Source organism: Rhodopseudomonas sp. NSM (genome assembly GCF_052445935.1).
Taxonomy (GTDB): Bacteria; Pseudomonadota; Alphaproteobacteria; order Rhizobiales; family Xanthobacteraceae; genus Rhodopseudomonas.
The window spans coordinates 508,382-530,679 of sequence record NZ_JBQTCH010000001.1; the positions used below are offsets into that span (position 1 = coordinate 508,382).

The 22,298-nt window shown below is 67.5% G+C and carries 24 protein-coding genes; 14 read left to right on the forward strand and 10 right to left on the reverse strand.

Features of this window, described 5'->3' with window-relative positions; all coding sequences use genetic code 11:
* Window positions 1-216: 216 nt before the first annotated feature.
* The 3 genes from ACTZWT_RS02235 to ACTZWT_RS02245 are packed head-to-tail and all read right to left on the reverse strand — an operon-like array spanning window position 217 to window position 3,387.
* Window positions 217-897: an ABC transporter ATP-binding protein gene (locus tag ACTZWT_RS02235; protein WP_444768087.1), complete on the reverse strand. Its 681-nt coding sequence runs from the start codon at window positions 895-897 to the stop codon at window positions 217-219.
* Entirely contained in the window at window positions 890-2,116 is a 1,227-nt protein-coding gene (locus ACTZWT_RS02240) for an ABC transporter permease (RefSeq protein ID WP_444768088.1), read from the reverse strand. Before ACTZWT_RS02240 ends, ACTZWT_RS02235 begins: the two co-directional genes overlap by 8 nt.
* Window positions 2,113-3,387: an efflux RND transporter periplasmic adaptor subunit gene (locus ACTZWT_RS02245; RefSeq protein WP_444768089.1), complete on the reverse strand. Its 1,275-nt coding sequence runs from the start codon at window positions 3,385-3,387 to the stop codon at window positions 2,113-2,115. The genes ACTZWT_RS02240 and ACTZWT_RS02245 overlap by 4 nt, the downstream gene beginning before the upstream one ends.
* 151 nt (window positions 3,388-3,538) lie before the next feature.
* Here ACTZWT_RS02245 and ACTZWT_RS02250 point away from each other — a divergent pair, with 151 nt between their 5' ends.
* From ACTZWT_RS02250 to ACTZWT_RS02265, 4 genes are all read left to right on the forward strand, one after another.
* Complete coding sequence (locus tag ACTZWT_RS02250; protein ID WP_444768090.1) at window positions 3,539-4,564, forward strand: alpha/beta fold hydrolase; 1,026 nt, start codon at window positions 3,539-3,541, stop codon at window positions 4,562-4,564.
* Between the two features lie 71 nt (window positions 4,565-4,635).
* On the forward strand, window positions 4,636-4,893 hold the full coding sequence (locus tag ACTZWT_RS02255) for a hypothetical protein (protein ID WP_444768091.1): 258 nt from the start codon (window positions 4,636-4,638) through the stop codon (window positions 4,891-4,893).
* 90 nt (window positions 4,894-4,983) lie between these two features.
* A complete protein-coding gene (locus ACTZWT_RS02260) occupies window positions 4,984-5,211 on the forward strand; it encodes a DUF3222 family protein (protein WP_444768092.1) in 228 nt (75 codons plus the stop codon).
* A 17-nt stretch (window positions 5,212-5,228) separates the two neighbouring features.
* Window positions 5,229-5,927, forward strand: coding sequence for a transglutaminase-like domain-containing protein (locus tag ACTZWT_RS02265; RefSeq protein ID WP_444768093.1), 699 nt, complete (start codon window positions 5,229-5,231; stop codon window positions 5,925-5,927).
* Window positions 5,928-6,218: 291 nt separating this feature from the next.
* On the opposite strand, the gene ACTZWT_RS02270 is transcribed toward ACTZWT_RS02265, so the two are convergent.
* The 6 genes from ACTZWT_RS02270 to ACTZWT_RS02295 all read right to left on the reverse strand — a co-directional run bounded on the left by ACTZWT_RS02270 (window position 6,219) and on the right by ACTZWT_RS02295 (window position 13,722).
* Window positions 6,219-7,235 (reverse strand): ketopantoate reductase family protein, encoded by a 1,017-nt coding sequence (locus ACTZWT_RS02270; RefSeq protein WP_444768094.1) that lies wholly within the window; start codon window positions 7,233-7,235, stop codon window positions 6,219-6,221.
* A 19-nt stretch (window positions 7,236-7,254) separates the two neighbouring features.
* A complete protein-coding gene (locus ACTZWT_RS02275) occupies window positions 7,255-8,007 on the reverse strand; it encodes a class II aldolase/adducin family protein (RefSeq protein WP_444768095.1) in 753 nt (250 codons plus the stop codon).
* A 59-nt stretch (window positions 8,008-8,066) separates the two neighbouring features.
* Window positions 8,067-8,834, reverse strand: coding sequence for an ABC transporter ATP-binding protein (locus ACTZWT_RS02280; protein ID WP_444768096.1), 768 nt, complete (start codon window positions 8,832-8,834; stop codon window positions 8,067-8,069).
* Complete coding sequence (locus tag ACTZWT_RS02285; protein ID WP_444768097.1) at window positions 8,831-11,695, reverse strand: ABC transporter permease subunit; 2,865 nt, start codon at window positions 11,693-11,695, stop codon at window positions 8,831-8,833. The genes ACTZWT_RS02280 and ACTZWT_RS02285 overlap by 4 nt, the downstream gene beginning before the upstream one ends.
* A gap of 111 nt (window positions 11,696-11,806) precedes the next feature.
* On the reverse strand, window positions 11,807-12,952 hold the full coding sequence (locus ACTZWT_RS02290; RefSeq protein ID WP_444768098.1) for an ABC transporter substrate-binding protein: 1,146 nt from the start codon (window positions 12,950-12,952) through the stop codon (window positions 11,807-11,809).
* Window positions 12,953-13,266: 314 nt separating this feature from the next.
* Window positions 13,267-13,722: a MarR family winged helix-turn-helix transcriptional regulator gene (locus tag ACTZWT_RS02295; RefSeq protein ID WP_444768099.1), complete on the reverse strand. Its 456-nt coding sequence runs from the start codon at window positions 13,720-13,722 to the stop codon at window positions 13,267-13,269.
* A gap of 488 nt (window positions 13,723-14,210) precedes the next feature.
* Between ACTZWT_RS02295 and ACTZWT_RS02300 the strand changes: the two genes are divergently transcribed.
* From ACTZWT_RS02300 to ACTZWT_RS02345, 10 genes are all read left to right on the forward strand, one after another.
* Window positions 14,211-15,371 (forward strand): acyl-CoA dehydrogenase family protein, encoded by a 1,161-nt coding sequence (locus tag ACTZWT_RS02300; RefSeq protein ID WP_444768100.1) that lies wholly within the window; start codon window positions 14,211-14,213, stop codon window positions 15,369-15,371.
* Window positions 15,372-15,417: 46 nt separating this feature from the next.
* Window positions 15,418-16,689 carry an aromatic ring-hydroxylating oxygenase subunit alpha gene (locus tag ACTZWT_RS02305; protein WP_444768101.1) on the forward strand — a complete coding sequence of 424 codons (1,272 nt, stop codon included), beginning with the start codon at window positions 15,418-15,420 and terminating at the stop codon, window positions 16,687-16,689.
* 14 nt (window positions 16,690-16,703) lie between these two features.
* Entirely contained in the window at window positions 16,704-17,201 is a 498-nt protein-coding gene (locus ACTZWT_RS02310; protein WP_444768102.1) for an aromatic-ring-hydroxylating dioxygenase subunit beta, read from the forward strand.
* Window positions 17,202-17,206: 5 nt separating this feature from the next.
* Complete coding sequence (locus ACTZWT_RS02315; protein WP_444768452.1) at window positions 17,207-17,965, forward strand: SDR family NAD(P)-dependent oxidoreductase; 759 nt, start codon at window positions 17,207-17,209, stop codon at window positions 17,963-17,965.
* A gap of 8 nt (window positions 17,966-17,973) precedes the next feature.
* The gene (locus ACTZWT_RS02320; protein WP_444768103.1) at window positions 17,974-18,492 is read left to right on the forward strand and encodes a flavin reductase; all 519 of its coding nucleotides are present in this window, start codon (window positions 17,974-17,976) and stop codon (window positions 18,490-18,492) included.
* 31 nt (window positions 18,493-18,523) lie between these two features.
* Window positions 18,524-19,090 carry a nuclear transport factor 2 family protein gene (locus ACTZWT_RS02325; protein WP_444768104.1) on the forward strand — a complete coding sequence of 189 codons (567 nt, stop codon included), beginning with the start codon at window positions 18,524-18,526 and terminating at the stop codon, window positions 19,088-19,090.
* A gap of 45 nt (window positions 19,091-19,135) precedes the next feature.
* Window positions 19,136-19,543 (forward strand): DUF4440 domain-containing protein, encoded by a 408-nt coding sequence (locus ACTZWT_RS02330; protein WP_444768105.1) that lies wholly within the window; start codon window positions 19,136-19,138, stop codon window positions 19,541-19,543.
* Window positions 19,540-19,773, forward strand: coding sequence for a hypothetical protein (locus ACTZWT_RS02335; RefSeq protein ID WP_444768106.1), 234 nt, complete (start codon window positions 19,540-19,542; stop codon window positions 19,771-19,773). The genes ACTZWT_RS02330 and ACTZWT_RS02335 overlap by 4 nt, the downstream gene beginning before the upstream one ends.
* A 91-nt stretch (window positions 19,774-19,864) precedes the next feature.
* Window positions 19,865-20,125, forward strand: a complete 261-nt coding sequence (locus ACTZWT_RS02340) for a GlsB/YeaQ/YmgE family stress response membrane protein (protein WP_444768107.1) — start codon at window positions 19,865-19,867, stop codon at window positions 20,123-20,125.
* Between the two features lie 135 nt (window positions 20,126-20,260).
* The gene (locus ACTZWT_RS02345; RefSeq protein ID WP_444768108.1) at window positions 20,261-20,446 is read left to right on the forward strand and encodes a DUF3606 domain-containing protein; all 186 of its coding nucleotides are present in this window, start codon (window positions 20,261-20,263) and stop codon (window positions 20,444-20,446) included.
* 63 nt (window positions 20,447-20,509) lie between these two features.
* On the opposite strand, the gene ACTZWT_RS02350 is transcribed toward ACTZWT_RS02345, so the two are convergent.
* On the reverse strand, window positions 20,510-22,150 hold the full coding sequence (locus ACTZWT_RS02350; protein WP_444768109.1) for a GMC family oxidoreductase: 1,641 nt from the start codon (window positions 22,148-22,150) through the stop codon (window positions 20,510-20,512).
* Window positions 22,151-22,298 lie beyond the last annotated feature (148 nt).

Below are 22,298 nucleotides of genomic sequence, written 5' to 3' on the forward strand. Positions count from 1 at the left end.
ACGCTGCTGCGATGGAACAGCACCGAACCTGTCTCCTGAACTTAGCGACGACGCTCTCGAATACCAGCCAGAGCGGCGAGCGGCACCGCGGAGTCGCAATAAAAGAGTTGTGAACGGGAGCAGCGTTGCGACAAGATCGACCGACCACCGATGTCTCGCGGCTGCGGCGCAATGCAGCAGGGCTCGCCCCGCCTGCTCGACGCTGGACTAACTGCCCTACCCCGCAATCCGTCCGTCGACCACCTGGACGATGCTGTCGCAGCGTCTGGCGAGATCGTCATTGTGGGTGACGAGCAGAAATGTGGTGCCGCGCTCGCGGTTGATCTCGCGCATCAGGGCAAACACGTCGTCGGCGGATTTGGTGTCGAGATTGCCGGTCGGCTCGTCGGCGAGCACGAGGTCGGGGTCCATCGCCAGCGCGCGGGCGATGGCGACGCGCTGCTGCTGGCCGCCCGACATGTTGCTGGCGCTGTTGTTGCGCCAGCGGCTGAGGCCGACGCGGTCGAGCAGTTCGTCGGCGCGGCGCTCCATCGCCGTATCGGGACGGCCGCGATCGACCAGCATCGGCATCATCACGTTCTCGCGCGCGGTGAAGGCCGAGATCAGATAGTGATACTGAAACACGAAGCCGATCGCGCGGCCGCGGAGCTGCGTCAGCGCGCCGTCGCCGAGCAGGCCGGTGTCCTCGCCGTCGATCGTCAGCTTGCCCGCGGTCGGCCTGTCGAGCAGCCCGATGATATTGAGCAGGGTCGACTTGCCCGATCCCGACGGCCCCATCAGCGCCAGGAAATCCCGCGCCTGCAGGCTGAGGTCGATGCCGTGAAGCACCTCGGTCTCGACCGGGGTGCCGACATTGTAGGACTTGCGGATGCCGTCGAGGCGCAGGACTTCAGCCACGGATCGCCACCACCGGATCGAGCCGCGCCGCACGCAGCGCGGGCGCGATCGCCGCCGCGACGCCGGTGAGCGTCGCCAGCAGCGACGACGCGATGAACAGTTCGGAATCGAGGATCAGCGGAAACAGCTCGCTGCCGTCGACCTGGCGCGCCGACTGATGCCACACGAACAGCGCCAGCGCGCCGAGGCCGGAGCCGATCAGCGCGCCGACGAAGCCGAGCAGCCCGCCCTGAATCAGGAACACCCGGAGGATCTGTCCCCGTCGCGTGCCCATCGCGCGCAGGATGCCGATGTCCTTGGAGCGCTGGATCACCGAGACGATCAGCACCGCGGCGATGCCGAACGCCACCGACAGGCCGACGAACAGCCGGATCAGCGTGTTGGAATTCTGCTGCGCCTTCACCGCGGTGAAGAACTGCGCGTTGGTCTTGATCCAGCTCTCGGCCTTCACCGGAAGCGTTGCCTGAATTTCCTGCGCGGCGGTCTCGGCGGCGTAGATGTCGGCCACGGTGATGTCGATCGAGGTGATGCCGCCGATCAGGCCCAGCATGCTCTGGGCGTTGCGCAGCGTCACGAAGGTGTTGCGCTGGTTGGCGGCCTTGTTGCCGAAATCGAAGATGCCCTTGATGGTGAGGACGCGATTGCCGGCGAGCGATGTCGAGACGATGATCTTGTCGCCGAGCGAGGCGCCGAGATCGCGCGCCAGCTCGACGCCGATCAGGATGCCTTCCGTGGTGGTCTGCGCTTCGCCGGCGATGATGAAATCCGGTACCTTGACGATCTGGAAATAGATCTCCGGCTCGATGCCGTACAGCGTGATCGCCCGGCTGGTGTCGCCGCGCAGCGCCAGTGCGGAGCCCGACGCGGTGGCGGCCGCGTACACCACGTCCGGCCGCGCCTGCATCTCGGCGCGGATCTTCGGCCACTGGTCGATCGAGATCACCCGCTGGGTCGGGCGCTGCACCGTCGCGAGCTCGACCGTGCCGGGTTCGTCGCGCAGCGGCCGCGCCACCTGATCCGGCGGGATCAGCTGGATCTGCGGCTGCGAGGTCAGCACGCGCTTGATGAAATTCGCCTGCAGCCCGGCCAGCATCGCCGACATGAAGACGATGACGCCGACGCCGATCGCGATGCCGCCGACGATCACCAGCGTCTGCGTCGCGCCGTCGAGCAGGAAGCGCACCGCGGCGATCCACTCGAACGGCAGCCAGCGTTTCACGGCACGACCACGCGGATGCGATCGCCGGGCTTGACGCCGGTGGTGAGCGGGATCACCCGGTCGCCCGGCGCGAGACCCTCGATCACTTCGTAGGCGCCGACGCCGCGCAGGCCGAGCTTGACCGGCCGCCGGATGGCGCGGCCGTTCTCGGCCTTCAGCACATAGGGCGCCGTCGTCGCGTCGTTGACCGCCCGCGCCGGCACGATCACCGCATTGTCGCGGCGCGCGGTGGCGATGTCGACCGACACCGTCATGTCCTGGCGCAGATAATGCGGCGGATCGGTCACCGCGAGCTTGATCTCGACCGAGGCGCGGTTGATGTCGACCGACGGATTGATGTAGCTGAGCCGCGCCGAAAAGCGCTTGTCCGGATAGGCGTCGGCGGACGCCAGCGCGTGCTGGCCGAGCGCGAGCTGGCCGAGATTCTTCTCATCGATCTGCACCACGATCTGGCTGTCGCCGGCCGGCGCCAGCACCAAAAGCGCCTTGCCGGGCTGCACCACGCTGCCGCGCTCGACCTTGCGGGTGATCAGCACGCCGTCGCGCGGCGCGGTGATGCTGGCATAGCCGAGCCGGGCCCGGGTGGTGTTGAGCGTGGCGCGGGCCTGGCCGAGCTGGGTCTCGGCCATCACATAGTCGCTGCCGACCGGGCTCGAGGTGTAGACCTGCAGTTCGGCGGTGCGGACCTGGGTGCGGGCGACGTCGAGATTCTTGGTCGCCTCGTCGAGCACAGCCTTGGTGCCATAGCCGGAGGCGGCGAGCTTGGAGGCGCGCTGATAGGCGGCCTCGGCGTTGAGCAGATTGGCCTGCGCCTGCTGCAGCGACTGGTCGGCGGCCGGCTTGGTCAGTTCGCGCAACTGGCGCACCCGCGCCTCGGCCTGCGCCACCGCGCCCTCGGCCTGCACCACCGCGGCCTCGAGCTCGCTGGCCTCGATCGAGATCAGCTTCTGGCCTTCGCGAACCTCCTCGCCCTCGCGCACCAGCACGTCCGCGACGGTGCCGGTGATCTGGCTGCCGATCTCGACCCGGTACGGCGTCTCGATATGGCCGGAAGCCACCACGCTCTGGACCAGATTGCCACGTTCGACCACGACGGCGGCGACCTGCGGGCCGAGCAGCAGCCGCCCCAGCCCGAGCCCGGCCGCGATCAGCACCAGCCCGATGCCGAGCACCGGCCATTTGTGGCGCCAGATCGCGCCCGCCCAGCGGATGATCACAGGCGGCCGCGGCGGCAGCGTCAGATCGTCCGGCTGATCGACTTTGTGCAGCATGAGAACCCATCGGATGAGCTGATCGAGCCGTAACCCGCGAGCCTCGGTGCCCTATTGCGGAAGATCAATTGCGGCGGCCCCCGGGCATGATCAAATTTCCGTTGTCGTCGCGGACCTTGTCCGCCGTTCCTGAGCGGGCGAAGGGATCCGAATGATTGCCGCTATTGTGCTGGTACTGATCGCCGCCGCGCTGTTGTTCGGCTCCGGATGGCTGTCCTGCTCGATCGCGCGCAAGCTGGAGGCGCGATTCCCGCCGCGCGGCGTGTTCGTCACCGCCAACGGCGTGCGGATGCACGTGCTCGATCTGCCCGCCGCGCAGCCCTCCGACCGGCCGCTGCCGACGGTGCTGCTGGTGCATGGCGCCAACCTCTGCAGCGAGGACATGCGGATGGCGCTCGGCGAGCGGCTGTCGCGCAAGCTGCGGGTGATCATTCCGGACCGCCCGGGACAGGGCTACAGCGCGCCCGGCTTCGGCCCGCTGGCGTCGCCCGCCTACCAGGTGACGCTGATCCGCGAGGTGCTGCGCGAGCTCGGCGTGGCCGGGCCGCTGATCGTGGTCGGGCATTCATTCGGCGGCCTGATCGCGCTGCGCTACGCGCTCGACAATCCCGACACCGTGCAGGGCCTGGTGGTGATCAACCCGACCACCCATCCGCGGCCGCAGGGCATCCGCTGGGTCCAGCGCGTGTTCGACGTGCTGATGAAGCCGTCGATCAACTACACGGTGCTGCCGCCGATGTTCATGGCGATGACGGACCGCGTCGCGAGCCGGATCTTCCGGCCGGAAACGCCGCCGCCGGACTATGTCGACCGCAGCCGGCTCGGGCTGGCGCTGATGGCGAAGCGGTTCTCCGGCAGCCTGCAGGAATATTCCGGGCTGCGCGACCAGTTGACCGACCACGTGCCGCGCTACGGGGCCGTCCGGGTGCCGACCGTGATCGTCGCCGGCAGCGCCGATCCGGTGGTGCCGCCGCGGATCCACGCCGAGGCGCTGGCGGATGCGCTGCCGGGGGCGCGGCTGGTCCGCATCGCCGGCGCCGGGCATATGGCGCACCACGCCCATGCCGAGGTGATCGCGGCCGAAATCGAGCGGCTGGCGGGCTGCGCCGGCGGCCAGACCACGCTGCGCGCGGTGGAACGCCCGCTGCAGGCCGGAGCCGCGCCGCAACGCGCTTGACATCGGCCAGGTCAGCGATGAAACCCGATGGGGTTGGATCGCGTTCATTGCCGGCAAGCAGGAGATTTCCGATGACCCTCGTCAAGCTGATCTGCGCCGTCGCGCTGGTGTCGGTTGCCGCCGCCGCGCCGGCCGCGGCCGGGCACAAGCATCGCCACCACCACCATCACCATCACCACGTCGAAGGTTCGCTCTACACCCACAATTACGGGCCTCCGGTGTGGCCGGGCGAGCGCTTCGCCACCTATGACGGCCCGTTGCGGGCGCTGTGCAAGCAGGGCGCCGCCGCCTATCGGGGCCAGGATGGCCGCCGGTATCCGTGCTATTGACGCAGCCGACGCGCCGTTCGATTGCAACGGCGCCGGAACGGCGGCACACTCGCGCCGAAGCCGACCGAACGTCCGCACCGGATTGAAGCCATGATCGACATCAGCCCCGAAGAGACCCGCAAGATCGCGGCCGCGCTCGTCAAGACGGCGATCGAAATCGTTTCCGAAGAGGACGGCGGCGCGCACAACCAGTGCAAGCTGTGCGGCGCCTCGGTGCCGTGGCTGAAGACCGGCGACGAGATCAAGCACGCCCCCGACTGCCCGGTGGTGATCGCACAGCGCATCCTGTCGGCAAGGCCGCGGCTGCACAGCGTCTGACGGCGAGGCGGCGGCTCATGGCGGACGACAGCGACATCGAGGGCTCCGAGCGCGCGGTCTGCCTCGCGCCGGCGGAATTCGTCGACAGCGACCATCCCGAGGTGCGGGCGCTGGCGGCGCAAGCGACCGCGGGGGCGGCGACGCCGGACGACAAGCTGCGCGCGCTGTATCTGGCGGTGCGCGACGGCGTCCGCTACGACCCCTACGTCGATTTCAGAAGCGCCGAAGTGTTCCGCGGCTCCAGCGTGCTGCGCGCGCAGCGCGGCTATTGCGTCGGCAAGGCGGCGGCGTTCGCGGCGCTGTGCCGCGCCTCCGGCATTCCTGCGCGGGTCCGCTTCGCCGATGTGCGCAACCATCTGGCGACCGAGAACCTGACCAAATCGATGGGCACCGATTTGTTCGCCTGGCACGGCTACACCGAATGCTGGAACGCCGGCCGCTGGGTCAAGGCGTCGCCGACGTTCAATCTCACGCTGTGCCAGAAGCTCGGCGTCGCGCCGCTGGATTTCGACGGCCGCACCGATTCAGTGATGCAGGCATTCGACACCAAAGACGCCCGCTTCATGGAATACGTCCGCGACCACGGTGCCTATTTCGACGTGCCGGTGAAATTCCTGCAGGCCGAAATGTTCGCGCATTATCCGCACCTCGCCCGCGAAGGCGGCGTGCGCGGCGACATGGAGCAGGAAGCGGAGCGCGAGCGCGCGAAGGCGTAGCGCGTTTCGTCGATTCGTTCACGTCGCAACCAGCACCGTCATGGCCGGGCTCGTCCCGGCCATCCACGCCTTGTTTTCGACGCGAGCGCCGATGCGTGGATGCCCGGCACAAGGCCGGGCATGACGAGTTGAAACGAAAGTGCCTGATTTCATCGGCCGGCATTCTCGGTCGGACTCTGAGGAGCCCGGCGAAGCCGGGCGTCTCGAAGGATGGGCGACGCAGCGCTGGAGGCGCATGGTTCGAGACGGCGCTTCGCGCCTCCTCACCATGAGGCCGTGCCTGTTGTCAGCTCACCTCACCCGCACCGCCAGCTCCAGCAGCGCGGCGACGCTGCGCAGCGTCGGCATCGGATGGCCGATCCGGTCGGCGAGTTCGAGCGGCGCCTGCGCGATGGCGCCGAGCTCCGGTTCGCGGCCGTTGCGGACGTCCTGCAGCATCGAGGTGGCGAACGGGCCGGCGGTGCGCAGCACCGCGATCAGCTCCTCGACCTGCGGATCGACCGTGCGACCGAGGCGCGCCGCGAGGCCGGAGACTTCCAGCGCGATCTCGGTGATCACGCGGACGGCGCCGTCGTCGCGTCCCATCTGCTCCAGCGTCGCGCCGGTGAGCGCGGAGACGACGTTGGTGGCGGCGTTGCGGATCAGCTTGCGCCACATCGCCCGGCGGATGTCGGGCTCGACCGACACCGCGATGCCGGCCGCGGTGAAGCGCGCGGCGATCTGCGCCAACGGCGGAGCGCCGCCGACGGCGCCGATCTGCAGATCCTGACGGCCGCTGACGATGACGTGGCCACTGCCCAGCATCGTGACCCGGCTGTAGACCACGCAGCCGATCAGCCGCTGCGGCGCAAACAGCGGCAGCAGCGCGCCGCCGGGATCGACCGCATCGATCGGCCGGTCCGCCAGCGGCCCGTCTTCGCCGAGCCCGTACCACCACGGCAGGCCGTTGATCGCCGGCATCAGCAGCGCGTCGGGCCGCATCGCGGCGGCGAGTTGCGGCAGCAGCGCCGGCAGCGCGCCGGCCTTCACCGCGACGATCACCAGATCATGGCCGGCGAGCTCGCCGAGCTCCGCCAGCGCCGGCCGGAACGACAGATCGAGTCTGTCGTCGGTCAGCGACAGGCCGTGGCTGGCGATGAAGTCCCGTCGCGCCCCGCGCGCCAGCACCGCGACGTCGTTGCCTGCGGCGTGCAATCGCCCTGCCAGCGCCGTGCCGATCGCGCCGGCGCCGACCACGCAGACATTCAAACGACGAACGGGCGCCACCGATGCCCCGATGGCGCCCGTGCCTTGCGCGCTGCCGCTCATGGCGTTCAAAACGCCCGCGTCAGAACGCCGGCCCCTGCGCCTTGATCATCCGGCGCACGGCGCCGTCGAAGAACAGCCGGGCGAAGGCGCTCTCGGCGATCAGGTCTTTCGAATTGTCGACGCATTGCTGACGGACATGGTCCGGCAGCGGGGTGTCGGGACCGGGGATCGCGCCCGCGGCGCACTGGATCTCGCAGGCGCGCTGCACCGTCCACAGCAGCATGAAGGCGCGCGGAATATCCGGCGCGCCGACCGCGACGCCGTGATTGCGCAGGATCAGCACGTCGCCCTGGCCGAGGCTGGCCAGCATCCGCTCGCGCTCGTCGTCATACAGCGTGATGCCCTCGAAGGTGTGGTAGCCGACCCGGCCGGTCAGCTGCGCGCCGTAGAAACTGTCGTGGCTGAGGCCGCCCTGCTTCTGCGCCACCGCCGACATCGGCGTGGTGTGGGCGTGCAGCACGCAGTGCAGATCCTCGCGCGCCGAATGAATCGCGCCGTGCAGCGCGAAGCCCGCCGGGTTCGGCCTGTAGTTGGACGTCCCGATCAGCTCGCCGGAGACGTCGACGGTGAGCAGACTGTCCGGCGTCACCTCGTTGTAGTTGAGGCCGAACGGATTGACGAGATAGCGCTTCTCCGCGCCCGGCAGCCGCACCGAGACGTGGTTGAAGATCATTTCGGTCCAGCCGAAGAAGTCGATCAGGCGATAGCACAGCGCCAGCTCGGTGCGGAGCTGGGCCTCTGTCATATGATCCATCGAGGCATGAAGGTTCATGAGCGGATGCTCCTCTGCTGTGAAATGACCCGCCGGGGCGTGCTCCGGTCGGCCGCGGTTCAGGCGTGGCTCTCCGCCGCGGCGGCGGAGCGCACGCCGAGATAGCTGGCGATGACGTCCGGATTGGCGGCGATCTCGGCGGCCGGGCCCTCCAGCACGAAGGCGCCGGATTCCATCACATAGGCGTAGTCGGCGATGCGCAGCGCCGCCTTGGCGTTCTGCTCGACCAACAGACACGACATGCCGCGGTCACGCAGGCTCGCCACCGTGCGCAGGATGTCGCGGGTGATCAGCGGCGCCAGCCCGAGGCTCGGCTCATCGAGCAGCAGCAGTTGCGGCTTCGACATCAGCGCGCGGCCCATCGCCAGCATCTGGCGTTCGCCGCCGGACAGCGTCTTGGCCGCCTGTCGCTTGCGCTCCTGCAGCCGCGGCATCAGCGCGTAGACTTCGGCGAGGCCGGCCTCGGCGTCGCGATGGCCCTGCTGATAGCGCGCGAAGCCGCCGAGCCGCAGATTGTCCTCGACGCTCATCGGCCCGAACAATTCGCGGGTCTCCGGGATCAACGTGACGCCGCGCCCGACCAGCGCCTCCACCGTCGGCTGCTCGGGCGTCGTCTCGCCGAAGAACGACAGCCGCCCCTTCACCGGCAGCAGCCCCATCAGGCCGCTCAGCAGCGTGGTCTTGCCGGCGCCGTTGGGGCCGATGATGGCGATGATCTGGCCGCGCCGCACGCTGAGGCTGGCGCCGTGCACGACATTGACGCGTCCGTAGCCGATCTCGATGTTGTCGGCTTCGAGCAGCAGGTCGCCGGTTGCGGTCGCACTCATTCGGCGCCTCCGAGATAGGCTTCGATCACGGCCGGGTTGCGCTGGATCTCGCACGGCGTGCCCTCGGCGAGCTTCTCGCCGAACTGCATGACGACGATGCGATCGGCGAGGTTCATCACGAAGTCCATGTCGTGCTCGACGACGATCACCGCCATGCCCTCGGCCTTGAGCTGCTTCAGCAATCGCGCCAGCGCCTGCTTTTCGAGATGGCGCAACCCGGCCGCGGGCTCGTCGAGCAGCAGCAGGCACGGATCGGAGGCGAGTGCGCGGGCGATTTCGAGCACGCGCTGCTGACCGAGCGAGAGGCTGCCGGCGATCTGGGTGGCGCTGCTCTCGAGCCCGACGCGATCGAGCTGGCGCAGTGCCTCGGCGATCAGCATAGCTTCCTTGCCGCGGTCGAGCCGCAGCGCGGACGACAGGAACGAGATGTCGGCGCGCGCATGGGCGCCGAGCGCGGTGTTCTCCACCACCGTCATCTCGGGAAGGATGCGGACGTGCTGAAAGGTGCGGCCCATGCCGCCGCGCGACAGCGTGCGCGGGAAGTAGCTGCTTTCGTGACCGAGGAAATGCACCGTGCCGCTCGACGGCCGCTGCACGCCGGAGATCAGGTCGAACAGCGTGCTCTTGCCGGCGCCGTTCGGGCCTATCAGCGCGAGGATTTCGCCGGCTTTGGCGTCGAGGCTGATGTTGCGGTTGGCGGCGATCGCGCCGAAATTCTTGCAGACGCCGCGCACCGCCAGCACGGTCTCGCCCGGCGCCGGCTTGTCACGCGTCGGCAAGGGCGCGGCATCGGTGGAAAACGTCCAGGATTTCGGCAGCCGCATCCGGAACAGGTCGAGCAGCGCCGGCCAGATGCCGCGCGGCAGCAATTGCAGCATCGCCATCGCGGCGACGCCGAAGATGATCACCTGAAAATCGCCCTGCATGCCGAGCACCAGCGGCAGGTTGGTCTGCAGCCACTGATTGGCGAGCACCACGATGCCGGAGCCGACCAGCGCGCCGCCGATCGAGCCGGCGCCGCCGATCACCGCCATGAACAGATATTCGATGCCCTGGTTGAAGGAGAACGGCGACGGATTGAGGAAGCGCTGGTAGTGCGCGTAGAACCAGCCGGCGAGTGCGGCGAGCAGGCAGGCGATGACGAAGGCGGCGATCTTCGCCCGCCAGGTGTCGACGCCGAGGCTCTCGGCCATGATGGTGCCGGACTTCAGCGCGCGGATGGCGCGGCCCGGGCGTGAGTCGAGCAGATTGGCCATCGCCAGTTGCAGCAGCAGCAGCGCGCCCCAGATCCCGACATACCACGCCTTCGGACTGACGACCGCGATGCCGAAGATGGTCAGCGGCGGAATATTGGTCATGCCGGCCTGTCCGCCGGTCTGCGGCAAAGCGGCGAACAGATAATAGGCGACCACCGCCAGCGACAGCGTCGCCAGCGGCAGATAGTGCCCCGACAGCCGCGCCGTGATCAGCGAGCCGAACAGCGCCAGCACGAAGGCGACCGCCAGCGCCATCGGCAGCGTCAGCCACGGCGACAGGCCGTAGACCGAGGAGACATAGCCGGTGATATAGGCGCCGATGCCCACATAGGCCGCCTGCGCGAACGAGGTGAGCCCGGCGACGCCGGTGAGCAGCACCAGGCCGAGCACCACGATGGCGGCGAGGCCCACATAGTTCAGCAGCGCGATCTCGTAATTCGACAGCAGCAGCGGCGCGGCCGCGACCGCCAGCACGAAGGCGGCGCCGAGGCCGGTCCTGATCTGCCGGCGGCGGCGCAGCGCCTCCGGCGACAGGTTCAGTTGCGCCGGGATCGCCTCGCCGCCGTGATCGTCGTCCTCCTTGATGCGGTGCTGGCGCAGCGTCTGCACCAGCAGGATCGGGATGATCAGGCTGAAGACGATGACTTCCTTGTAGGTCGAGGCGAAGAACGACGAGTAGCTTTCCAACAGGCCGATCATCAGCGCGCCGAGCGCCGAGATCGGATAGCTCGCGAGGCCGCCGAGAATGGCGCCGACAAAACCCTTGAGGCCGAGCAGGAAGCCGGTGTCGTACAGGATGGTGGTGGTCGGCGAGATCAGCACGCCGGCCAGCGCGCCGATGAAGGCGGCGAGCAGGAACGAGGTGCGGCCCGCCAGCGTCGTCGATATTCCCATCAGCCGCGCGCCGGTGCGATTCAGCGCCACCGCCTGCATGGCCTTGCCATACAGCGTGTGCTGCGAGGCGAAATACAGCGCCACGATGACGACGATGGTGACGCCGAGGATCAGCAGCGTCTGCCCGGCGATCGGCACGCCCATCAGCGGCATGGTGAAATCGATCAGCGGCGCGGAGCGCTGGCCGCTCGGCCCGAAGATGTACAGCGCGAGCCCGGTCATGACGAAATGCAGCGCCACCGAGACGATCAGCAGCACCAGCACCGATGCATCGGCCAGCGGCTGATAGACGATGCGGTACAACAGCGGGCCGGCAGCGGTGATCACCGCGATCGCGATCACCGCCTTCAGCAGCAGCGGCAATTCGAAGCTCGTCGCGGCATAGGCCAGCGCCAGCACGATCAGGGCGGCGGCGACGCTGCGCAGGCTCGACACGAGCAGCGTCGCAAGCCGCTGCTTGCGCCATCCGGCGGCGATGTCGATCACGAGGTGCAGCGCGATCAGGAGGCCGAGCAGCGCGAACGTGCCGGGCCGCTGGCCATCTTGCAGCGTGACGAAAGTCAGCGCGCCATAGGAGACGAACTCGCCCTGCGGCACGAAAGTGATGCGGGTGACCGAGAACAGCACCACGATGGCCACCGCCAGCAGCGCGTAGACCACGCCATTGGCGATGCCATCCTGGGCGAGAAACAGGGCGACGACGAGATTCACGAAGGTCCTTTCGACGACGCCGGCGTCGCGTCATCTGCCGTGCGGATGGTCGAGCGTGAGCGGGGCCGGCCGCGGATCGCCTCGAGGCGAGGTGCCGCGGCCGGCGCGTTGTTACTTCAGCAATTGCCAGGCGCCGTCCTTCACCGTGACGGTGACGATGCTGCGCGCGTCGAAGCCGGAGTGATCGGCCGGCGTCATGTTGTAGACGCCCTGCGCGCCGGTGAGATTCTTGACGTTCTCCAGCGCCTCGCGCAGTTCCGCCCGGAACTCCGGCGTGCCGGGCTTGGCCTTGGCGGCCGCGATCGGGATCGTGCGTTCCAGCAGCAGGCCGGCGTCCCAGACATTGGCGCCGAAAGTGCCGGGGGCAGTGCCGTACATCTTGGTGTAGGCGTCGATATAGGCCTGCCCGGAGGCCTTCGACGGCACGTCGTCGCCGATCTGCGATTGCACCAGCATCGGGCTCGCCGCCAGAATGGTGCCCTCGACCTTCTTGCCGCCCAGCTTGATGAACTCCGGCGTCGCGGCGCCGTGGGTCTGATAGATCTTGCCCTTGTAGCCCTGGTCGACCAGCGTCACTTCGGGCAGCACGGTGGTGGCGCCCGCAGCGCCGACCAGCACGGCGTCCGGCGCGGCCGACAGAATCTTCAGGCTCTGGCCGGCGACCGAGGTGTCGGCGCGGCTGAAGGTCTCCTCGGCGACCAGCTTGATGCCTTCCTTCTCGATCACGGATTTGAAGGCCTTGGCGAAATTGGCGCCGAGCGGATCATTGGTGCCGATGAAGGCGACGGTCTTGACGCCGTTGGTCTTCATGTGCGCGACCAGCGCGTCCATCACCAGATTGTCGTTCTGGGTGGTCTTGAACACCCACTTCTTCTTCTCATCCATCGGCAGCACCACCGCGGTGGTGCCGACCGGCGCCAGCATCACCGTCTTGGCGTCGGCGATGAAGGACAGCACCGCCATCGCGTTCGGCGATCCGGACGGGCCGATGATGGCGTCGACATTGTCCTCGATCAGGAACTTCTGGACGTTCTTGGTCGCCTGGGTCGGATCGCTGTTGTCGTCCATGTAGATGTAGTCGACCGTGACGTCGCCGATCTTCTTCGGCAGCAGCGCCACGGTGTTCTTCTGCTGCAGCCCGACCACCGAGATCGGACCGGTCGAGGAGGCGATGACGCCGACCTTGACCTGGGCGGTCGCGGAACCGGCCGACGCCGCCAGAACCGCCGCGGCCACGAGAGCCTTGAGATTGTGCATGATCGTCCTCTTCCCATCCGTCGTTGCGGGGCCGCTGCCCGGGGCGTCGCGGCGGCTGCCGCTCGGATCAGGCGCGGGCATCTGCAGGCGGAGTTTTTAAAGCGACTAATTCCGGTCTGCAGTGACCGCCCAATTAGTGAAATATTCCAGCGAACAATCAAGCAACTTAAAACGGCGCGCTGCACATATTATCGCAGAGCTTTGCTGCTTTCGCAGTCAGGCGGCGACGGCGCGCCGCCCCGCGGCTGCAGGCGGGCGACGACGCGCGGCGCGGGAAACACCGGTGTTTTCAGGGCGGCGAGGTCCGTCGCGCGCTACGGCGACAGGTTGTCGTAAATCTTGACTGACAGCGTGTTGAGGAGCTGCACCTCGGCCTTGGTGAGGCCGCGCAGCGCTTCCTTGAACAGGTAGCTCACCTTGTCGCGGACGACGTCGAGCACCCGTTCGCCCTGTTCGGTGATGAAGACTTCGGTGGATCTGGCGTCGGCGCTCGAGGTCCGGGTCGTCACCAGCCCGTCGTCGGTCATCCGGTTGATGATCTTGGCCATGGTCGAGATGTTGACCACCGCCTCGTCGGCGATCTGTGACACCGTGAGCGGCCTTCCCTCGATCAGCAGCATCAGCACCCGCCATTTCGGCACGTCGAGGCCGGCCGGCTTGAGGATGGCGTTCATCCGCGCCGAATAGCGCGCCAGCATCCGGACGTTGTGGAAGAACGGCGAGCGGTTGGAGAGAAACCGGCTGTCATCGGCCCGGATTCTCCGCTTCATGCCGTCGTTCCTGGTGTGCATCTGCCCGTCCTGCTGCTGTCGTCCGCGCTGCGCGTGCCGCCTTTGTCACGACGCACGCACTCAATTGGTGCAGCGACACTTCCCGAGATTGTGGAAAATGACAATATCTGCCGGCGGAATTGACAATAATTCTATCGGCGGGCGGGCGCGACGGATCCCGGCGGCGCCCGACCCGCGCTCGATCCGGCGCCGGCGACATCGATGCAATGCGCCGCACAAATTGCCCGCGTAGTACGCGCTGCGCACCTCTGAAGCCGCGTCGCGCAATGTTCCCGTTGCCTGTCCGGTTCGCAGAATGAGCAAGCAGCGAGCACGGCACCGCCCGAAATTGATGCGCAGACGCTAGATAATTCACTGGAAAGTTCGAGTAGTTCATGATTTGCTTTCGCATGTAGCGGGACGGTCGCTCGTCAGAAACGGCCGAAAACGCAGCGCGGGACAACAGCGCCAACGCCACAGAGGACATCATGAACGACCTCGCCAGCGTGATTCACCTGAAGCCGGCCGCTTCGCCCGAGGATTTCGATGCGCTGATCGCCGACATCCGCGCCCGCCGCGGCGAGTTCACCGCACAGCAGCACGTCTCGCAGGACATCATCGAGCGGCTGCGCAAGGCCGGCATCTATCGCGCCATGGTGGCGAAGATGTTCGGCGGCGACGAGAAGAGCCCGGCCGAGTTCTGCCGGATGATCGAGCGGATCGCGCAGGCCGACGGCTCGACCGGCTGGGTCGCGAGCTTTGGCGCGGCGGCGACATATCTCGCCGCACTGCCCGAGCCGACGCTGCGCAAGCTCTATGCGAACGGGCCGGACGTGGTGTTCGCCGGCGGCCTGTTCCCGCTGCAGCCGGCCAAGCGCGTGCCGGAGGGTTTTGTCGTCAACGGCACCTGGAAGTTCGGCAGCGGCAGCATGGGCGCCTCGCTGATCGGCGTCGGCATCTCGGTCGAAGGCGATGCGTCCGGCGGATTGCCGCGGGTCGCGGTGATGCCCGCCGAGCGGGTCGAGATCCGCAACAACTGGGACGTGATCGGGCTGGAAGGCACCGGCAGCCACGACCTCGTCGTCAAGGACGTGATCGTGCCGGAGGAATGGACGCTGATCCGCGGCGGCGCCGCTTCGGTCGACGCCGACATCTATCGCTATCCGTCGCTCGGCCTCGCCGCACAGGTGCTCGCGGTGGTCGGGCTCGGCGTCGCCCGCGGCGCGCTCGACGAGGTCATCGACATGGCCGGCGGCCGGGTGTCGATCACCGGCGCGCCGAAGCTCGCCGATCGCGGCTATGTGCAGGTCGCCATCGCCAAGGCCGAAGCCAATCTGCGCGCCGCCCGCGCCTTCTTCTACGACGCCACCGAAGAGACCTGGCGCATCGTCCGCGCCGGCGACAAGCCCTCGGTCGAAGTCACCACGGTGCTGCGGCTGGCGGCGAGCCACGCGGCGAAAACCGGCGCCGACGTGACGCGGATGGCGACCGAACTCACCGGCACAACCTCGATCTACAACGGCCATCCGCTGGCGCGGGCGCTGACCGACAGTTTCGTCGTCGCGCAGCACGCCTTCCTCAACGAGGGCACGATGCAGAGCGCCGGGCGCGTGCTGCTCGGGCTGCCCTCGGTCCCCGGCTATCCATGATGCCGCGCCCCTCTCCGACCATTTCCCAGCGACAAGGATCAGACACATGACCAGCCTGGCGGAGCTCTCCACCAACCCCCACGACCTGATCCGCAAGGATCGCGTTCGCACGCCGCTCTACACCGATCCGGCGATCTTCGACGCCGAGATGACCAAGATCTTCCGCAACACCTGGGTCTGGGTCGCGCATGTCAGCGAGATCCCGAACAACGGCGACTTCAAGATGGCGCAGGTCGGCCTCGAGCCGGTCATCGTCGTGCGCGACCGCAAGGGCAAGGTCCACGTCCATCTCAACCGCTGCCGGCATCGCGGCGCGACGCTGTGCGAGGTCCGCAAGGGCAAGACCTCGAGCCTGGTCTGCCCGTATCACGGCTGGGGCTATTCGCTCGACGGCAAGCTGCGCGGCGTGCCCTACGAGAACGGCTATAGCGAGACCTCGCTCGACCGCAACGAGCTGTCGCTGAAGTCGCTGCGGGTCGAGGAATATAACGGCCTGATCTTCGCGACCTTCCGCGACGACATCGAGCCGCTCGCCGATTTCCTCGGGCCGGCCAAGAAGTGGATCGACCTGTTCATGAAACAGGGCGGCGGATTTCCGGTGAAGGTGCTCGGCGAACACAAGTTCCGCTTTCCCGGCAACTGGAAGATCCAGCTCGAGAACACCACCGACGCCTATCACTTCCCGCTGGTGCACAAATCCTTCCTCACCGCGGTCGACAAGGAGACCGAGCAGCAGCTCGACATGCTGAACAATGGCGGCTTCGTCGAGGATCTCGGCAACGGCCACAGCGTGATGGTGATGATCCCCGAACTGATCGATCTCGACGACAATCTCGAGGCGCCGATCCCGGAGAAGTTCGCCGATCTCGCCAGGGAACTCGCCGCAGAAGGCTATTCTGACATCGAAATCCGGCGCATCGTCCGCGCCGCCGGCGGCTCCGGCTTCAACATCAATCTGTTCCCGAATCTCGCCTGCTCGATGGCGTTCTTCCGCGTGCTGCAGCCAGTCTCTGTGAACGAGACCGAGATCCGCCACATCGCGATCGGCATGGACGGCGGGCCGGCGGCAGCCAACCGCGCGCGCATCCGGCTGCACGAATTCTTCCAGGGCCCGATGGGCTTCGGTAGCCCCGACGACGCCGAGGTGTGGGACCGCGTCCAGCACGGCGCGCAGGCCGGCGACGAGATGTGGATCATGCTGAACCGTGGTTTTCCGAAGGAAGAGAACCTGCCCGACGGCCGCGCCCGCAGCGACGTCAGCGCCGAGACCGGCATGCGCGCCGCCTATGATCAATGGAAGCGGATGATGACGGTCTGACCATGAACATGCCCATGACGATTCCCCCGACCACCTCCCTGACCATCACGCTCGCCGAGGCGATGGAATTCGCCTGGTACGAGGCCGATCTGCTCGACCACGCCATCTACGACGAGTGGCTGGCGCAGTGGACCGCCGATGCGCTCTACATCGTGCCGATCGAACCCGGCACGACCGATTTCGAGAACAGCCTGAACTACGCCTATGACGATCACGGCATGCGCAAGAAGCGGGTCGAGCGGCTGCTGAGCGGCCAGTCGGTGTCGGCCTCGCCGGTGGCGCTGACGGTGCGGTCGCTGTCCCGCTTCCGCATGCTGCGCGCCGACGAATCGTCCTGCGAGCTGCGCTGCGCGCAGATCATCACCGAATTTCGCCGCGGCCGCGAGCGGATGTACACCGCCGACGTCACCTTCCAGCTGGTGCGCAGCGACACCGGGCTGAAGATCCGGCAGAAGCTGGTGTGGCTGATCAACTCGACCGAGGCGCTGTCCGGGATCGGATACATCCTGTGACGGATATGGACACGAGCGGCGGCGGCGGTCGGGTCGCGCTGGTCACCGGCGGCGGCGGCGGCCTCGGCGAGATCATCGCCGGCGCGCTGCACGCAGCGGGCTATCGCACAGCCGTCGCCGACATCGATGAAGCCGCGGCGCAGGCCGTCGCCAGGCGGCTCGACCCGGGCGGCAAATCGGCGGTCGCAATGAAGCTCGACGTCCGCCTCAAAAGCGATTTCGAGGCTGCGCTCGCGGCGCTGGTGGCGCGCTGGGGCGGCGCGCAGGTGCTCGTCAACAACGCCGCCGTCACCGTGGCCCGACCGGTGATGGAGATCTCGCCGGAGGAATTCGACGCGGTGATTGCGGTCAATCTGCGCGGCACCTTTCTCGGCTGCCAGGTGTTCGGCGCTTACTTCCGCGATGCCGGCCACGGCCGCATCGTCAACATGGCCTCGCTCGCCGGCCAGAACGGCGGCACCGCCACCGGCGCGCACTACGCGGCGTCGAAAGGCGGCATCGTCACGCTGACCAAGGTGTTCGCGCGCGATCTCGGCAAGGCCGGCGTCACCGTCAACGCCATCGCGCCCGGGCCGCTCGATCTGCCGATCGTGCACAAGACGGTGCCGGCCGAGCGCTTCGCCGAGTTCAAGGCGAACATTCCGGTCGGCGATATCGGCGATCCCAAATTTGTCGCCCAGCTGGTGCTGCAACTGGCCTCGCCGGACTCGGGCTTCGTCTCCGGCGCGACCTGGGACGTCAATGGCGGGCTGTTCATGCGATGAGGCCGACGATGACGCCCACGGTCGAACGCGACGAATTCCGCGAGGCGATGAGCCGGCTCGGCGCAGCCGTGAACATCATCACCACCGACGGCGCGGCGGGGCTGCATGGCCTGACCGCCTCGGCGGTGTGCAGCGTCACCGACGATCCGCCGACGCTGCTGGTCTGCGTCAATCGCGGCTCGAACGTCCATGCGGCGCTGTCGCAGAACGGCGTGCTGTGCGTCAACGTGCTGGCGAGCCGGCACCAGGAATTGTCGACCCTGTTCGGTCGCGGCGGCACCCCGGTGGAGGAACGCTTCGCCGGGGCGGATTGGCGGGTGCTCACCACCGGCGCACCGGCGCTCGCCGACGCCGTGGTGAGCCTCGACTGCACGATCGCGCAGATCACCGAGATCGGCACCCACAGCGTGTTCTTCTGCCGCGTCCGCGCGATCGCGCTCGGCGGCCAGCCGGAAGGGCTGATCTACTTCAACCGCTCCTATCACGACATCGCGCCGGCGCAGCGCGAGCTGTGCCACCCGGAATGATCCAGTTCGACCAGAAAAGGCCTGCATCCCGATGAATATCGAACAGCTCGCATCGACCGTGACGGCGCTGCAGGACGAGGTCGCCACGCTGCGCGCGGAGGCGGATATCCGCCGCATCCAGGCGCGCTACATGTTCCTGTGCGACACGCCCTGCCCCGACTTCGGCGTGAACGACGACGCCGAACGCATCGAGCGCATTCTCGATCTCTACACCGAGGACGCGATCTGGGAAGGCGTCGGCGCCTATTACGACAACCAGTTCGGCCGCAGCGTCGGCAAGGACGCGATCCGCAAGCACTTCCAGGGATTCTGGGGCCAGAAGCGCGACCCGGCGCTGATCCTGAACGTGCACTATCTCACCTCCGAGCAGATCCACGTCCGCGGCGACGAGGCCGACGGCCAATGGGTGCACTGCCAGCCCTGGGTGTTCGGCGACGGCTCGTCGCTGCTGCGCTCGAGCCGGCTGAACAATCTGTTCCGCAAGGTGGACGGCGTCTGGAAGGTGGCGCGCACGCGCACCGAGAACCTGTTCGTCGCGCCGCTGACGCCGGGCTGGGCCCAGAGCGTGCCGGACGTGTCGGTGTTGATGAAGCCGTAAGTTTCAATTGTTGCAGACAGGAAACTGTTGCAGATAGGAAACGCCATGACGACGACCGCCAGTTTCGCCGACGCCGTGCCGCTCGAGGCGGACGCGCTGCACCGCCTGCTGCAGGCCTGGTTCCGCGCCGAGGGGAGCGACGATCCCGCCGCGATCCGCGCCCGCTTCGACGAAGGTTTCACCATGGTGACGCCGGCCGGCAAGATGCTGACCTACGAGCAGTTCTCCGCCGGACTGCCGGCGATGCGCGGCTCGCGGCCGACGCTGATCATGGAGATCAGCGACGTCGTGGTGCGCTATCTCGACGGCGCCACCGCGCTCGTCACTTATTGCGAGCGGCAGATCCAGGACAGCGGCACCACCGACCGGCTCTCCACCGCACTGCTGATCGCGCGCGCCGACCGGCCGACGCCGGTGTGGCGGCATCTGCAGGAGACCTGGATCACGCCGTGACCGCGCTGCACGACCCAGGACGATCCGCGGAGATCACCATGCCCGAGGCCGAAATGTGGAAGACCTATCGCTATCAGGGGCACCGGGTGATGGTGATCCAGCAATGGGACGACCCGTTCGGCCGCCGCATGATCCGCATCGAAAGCGTCGATGACGACGGCGCCCATGCCGCGGGGATGTTCGAGGCCGAGTTCATGCGGGACGCGGTGGCCGAGGGGGTGGCCGGTTAGCTCGCGCGGGACCGCCACCCGAGTCGCGCGTTGCGCCTGGAACCGAGTTGATGGACCGGCGTTCTGCCTCCCAGAACATGGGAGCGACCACATGGGCATTCTCTGGATTATCATCATCGGCTTCGTCGCCGGCGTCATCGCCAAATTCCTGATGCCGGGCGACAACGAGCCGTCGGGCTTCATCATGACCACGATCCTCGGCATCGTCGGCGCCTTCGTCGCGACCTTTCTCGGCCAGTCGCTCGGCTGGTACAGCGCGGAACAGGGCGCCGGTCTGATCGGGGCCGTCGTCGGCGCCATTATCGTGCTGCTGATCTACGGCTTCATCGCCGGCCGTCGACGGACGGCATAGGCGAGACGTCGTCGAACAACGGCTTCGCGACTTTCGCAAGCGGGCGGCCAATCGAACCGGCCGCGCCGCGACCTGAGAATTCGATTGGCTCGATCCCGTGATCGAGGCGCCCTCCCCTGCGGCAGGACATCAACGATGGACAATCTCAAGAAGAGGGGCGTCGAGGACCGCAGCAAGATCAACATGCACGAGAGCTTCGAGGTCAAGTCATGGACCAAGCAACTCGGCGTCTCGAAAGAACGGCTGCAGCAGATCGTCGACAAGGTCGGCAACTCCGCAGCCAGCGTGCGCAAGGAACTGGCGCGGCACGAAAAGGGGTGAGTGGGCGACCCAGGCAGCGGACGGCAAACCTGCCTGCCGCCCGCACGTTTTTTTGCGTTTCAACTACACGCTCATCTGCGCGACCGGGTCGAGCCAGTTGTCATGCGCGGCGCAGATCATGTCGGCGGCGCGTTCGCCGATCACGACGCAGGGCGCCATGGTGTTGCCCGAGGTGATCCGCGGCATGATCGATGAATCCGCCACCCTGAGGTTCTCGATCCCGTAGACCCGGAGCCGATGGTCGACCACAGCCATCGCGTCGCGGCCCATTTTGGCGGTGCCGCATTGATGCCAATAAGTCACCGCCGAATTCCGGATGAACTGGTCCATGGCCCGGCGGTCGCGCGGCTGCGGCACGACTTCACGCTGCACCAGCCGGCCGAAGGCCGGATGATTGCCGATCTCGCGGCAAAGCTCGATCGTCGCCCGCGCGGCGGCCATGTCCTCCGGCTCGCTCAGCGAGTTGGGTTCGATCAGCATGGCATCGCCGACAGCGGGCCCGGACAGCCTGATCCGCCCACGGCTTTTCGGTTGGGCGAGGCCGGCAAACATCGTCCAGCCGTGCTCGGGCGGCGCGATCCCCACCTCGGCCGGCGACGGCACGGCGAAGCCGAGCTGGCACTGCAGGATATCTGGCGCGTCCAGCCGGGCATCGCTCTTCCAGTACAATTTCGCCTCGCACCCGCCGCTGCCGACCTCCTGCGGCCGCAGATACTCCCAGGTGCAGCCGAACGCGACGTGGTCCTGGTGGTTCTGGCCGACGCCCGGCAGATGCTGCACCACCTCGATGCCATGGGCGCGTAGCTCGTCCTCCGGGCCGATGCCGGACTGCATCAGCAGCTTCGGCGTGTTGACGGCGCCGAGCGACAGCACCACCTCGCAGCGCGCGTTGAACGTCATCAACCGATCGCCGACCAGGGCCTGCACCCCGACCGCCTTGTTGCCGTCCAGCACGAGTCGGCAGACGGTCGCGTTGGTGAGCACCGTGAGGTTCGGCTGGTGCATCCGCGGATAAGTGTAGGACTGATGGACGGACTGCCGCTTGCCGTTCCTGATCCGCAGATCCGCGATCGCCACGCCGCCGGTGCCCTCCATCATCTCGCCGTTCGGACTTTGGAAACGCGGGAGGCCGAGCATGGTCGCGGCCTCGACCATCGCGCCGGCGACCGGCCGCGGCTGCGCCGGCTGTTCGACATGCACCGGACCGCCCGTCCCGCGCCGGCGCGGGTCCGGATGGCCCTGCCAGTTCTCGATGCGGCGATAGTAATCGAGCACGGACTCGTAGCCCCAGCAGGCATCGCCCGCCTCCGCGGCGAAATAGTCCCAGTCCGAGCGATGACCGCGCGCCCAGACCATGACGTTGATACTGGAGCCGCCGCCGAGCCCCTTCCCCATGTTGAGCGGGAGACGCCGTCCGTTCAGGGTCGGAGTGGGCTGCCCCTCGAACGCCCAGTCGCGCTCGGTGCCGAGATTCAACGGCCACATCGCAGGCTCCGCGAGCCTCGGCGACATCTCGCCGTCGCCCGCTTCCAACAGCAGCACCTTCGCATCCCGTTTCTCGGCCAGACGTGCCGCGACCACGCAGCCCGCCGAGCCGGCGCCGCACACGATGAAATCGAAGCCCTCCGCCAATTGCCGACTGAGCCGGCTCTGGTTCTCCGCCACGGCCCGGGCGTGATCCATGTCCTGCGTGTCCTGTGTCATCACATCATCCTTGCTTGAAGCCGGTCTGACGGCGTCGATTGAGTCGAAGTGGGAGCGTTCGACAGTCCGACGCGATCGGATCGCCGGCATCGCTGTCTCCCCATCCGCAAGCGAGACCATGCCGAGCGCAGATGTCGGGGGTGTTGCT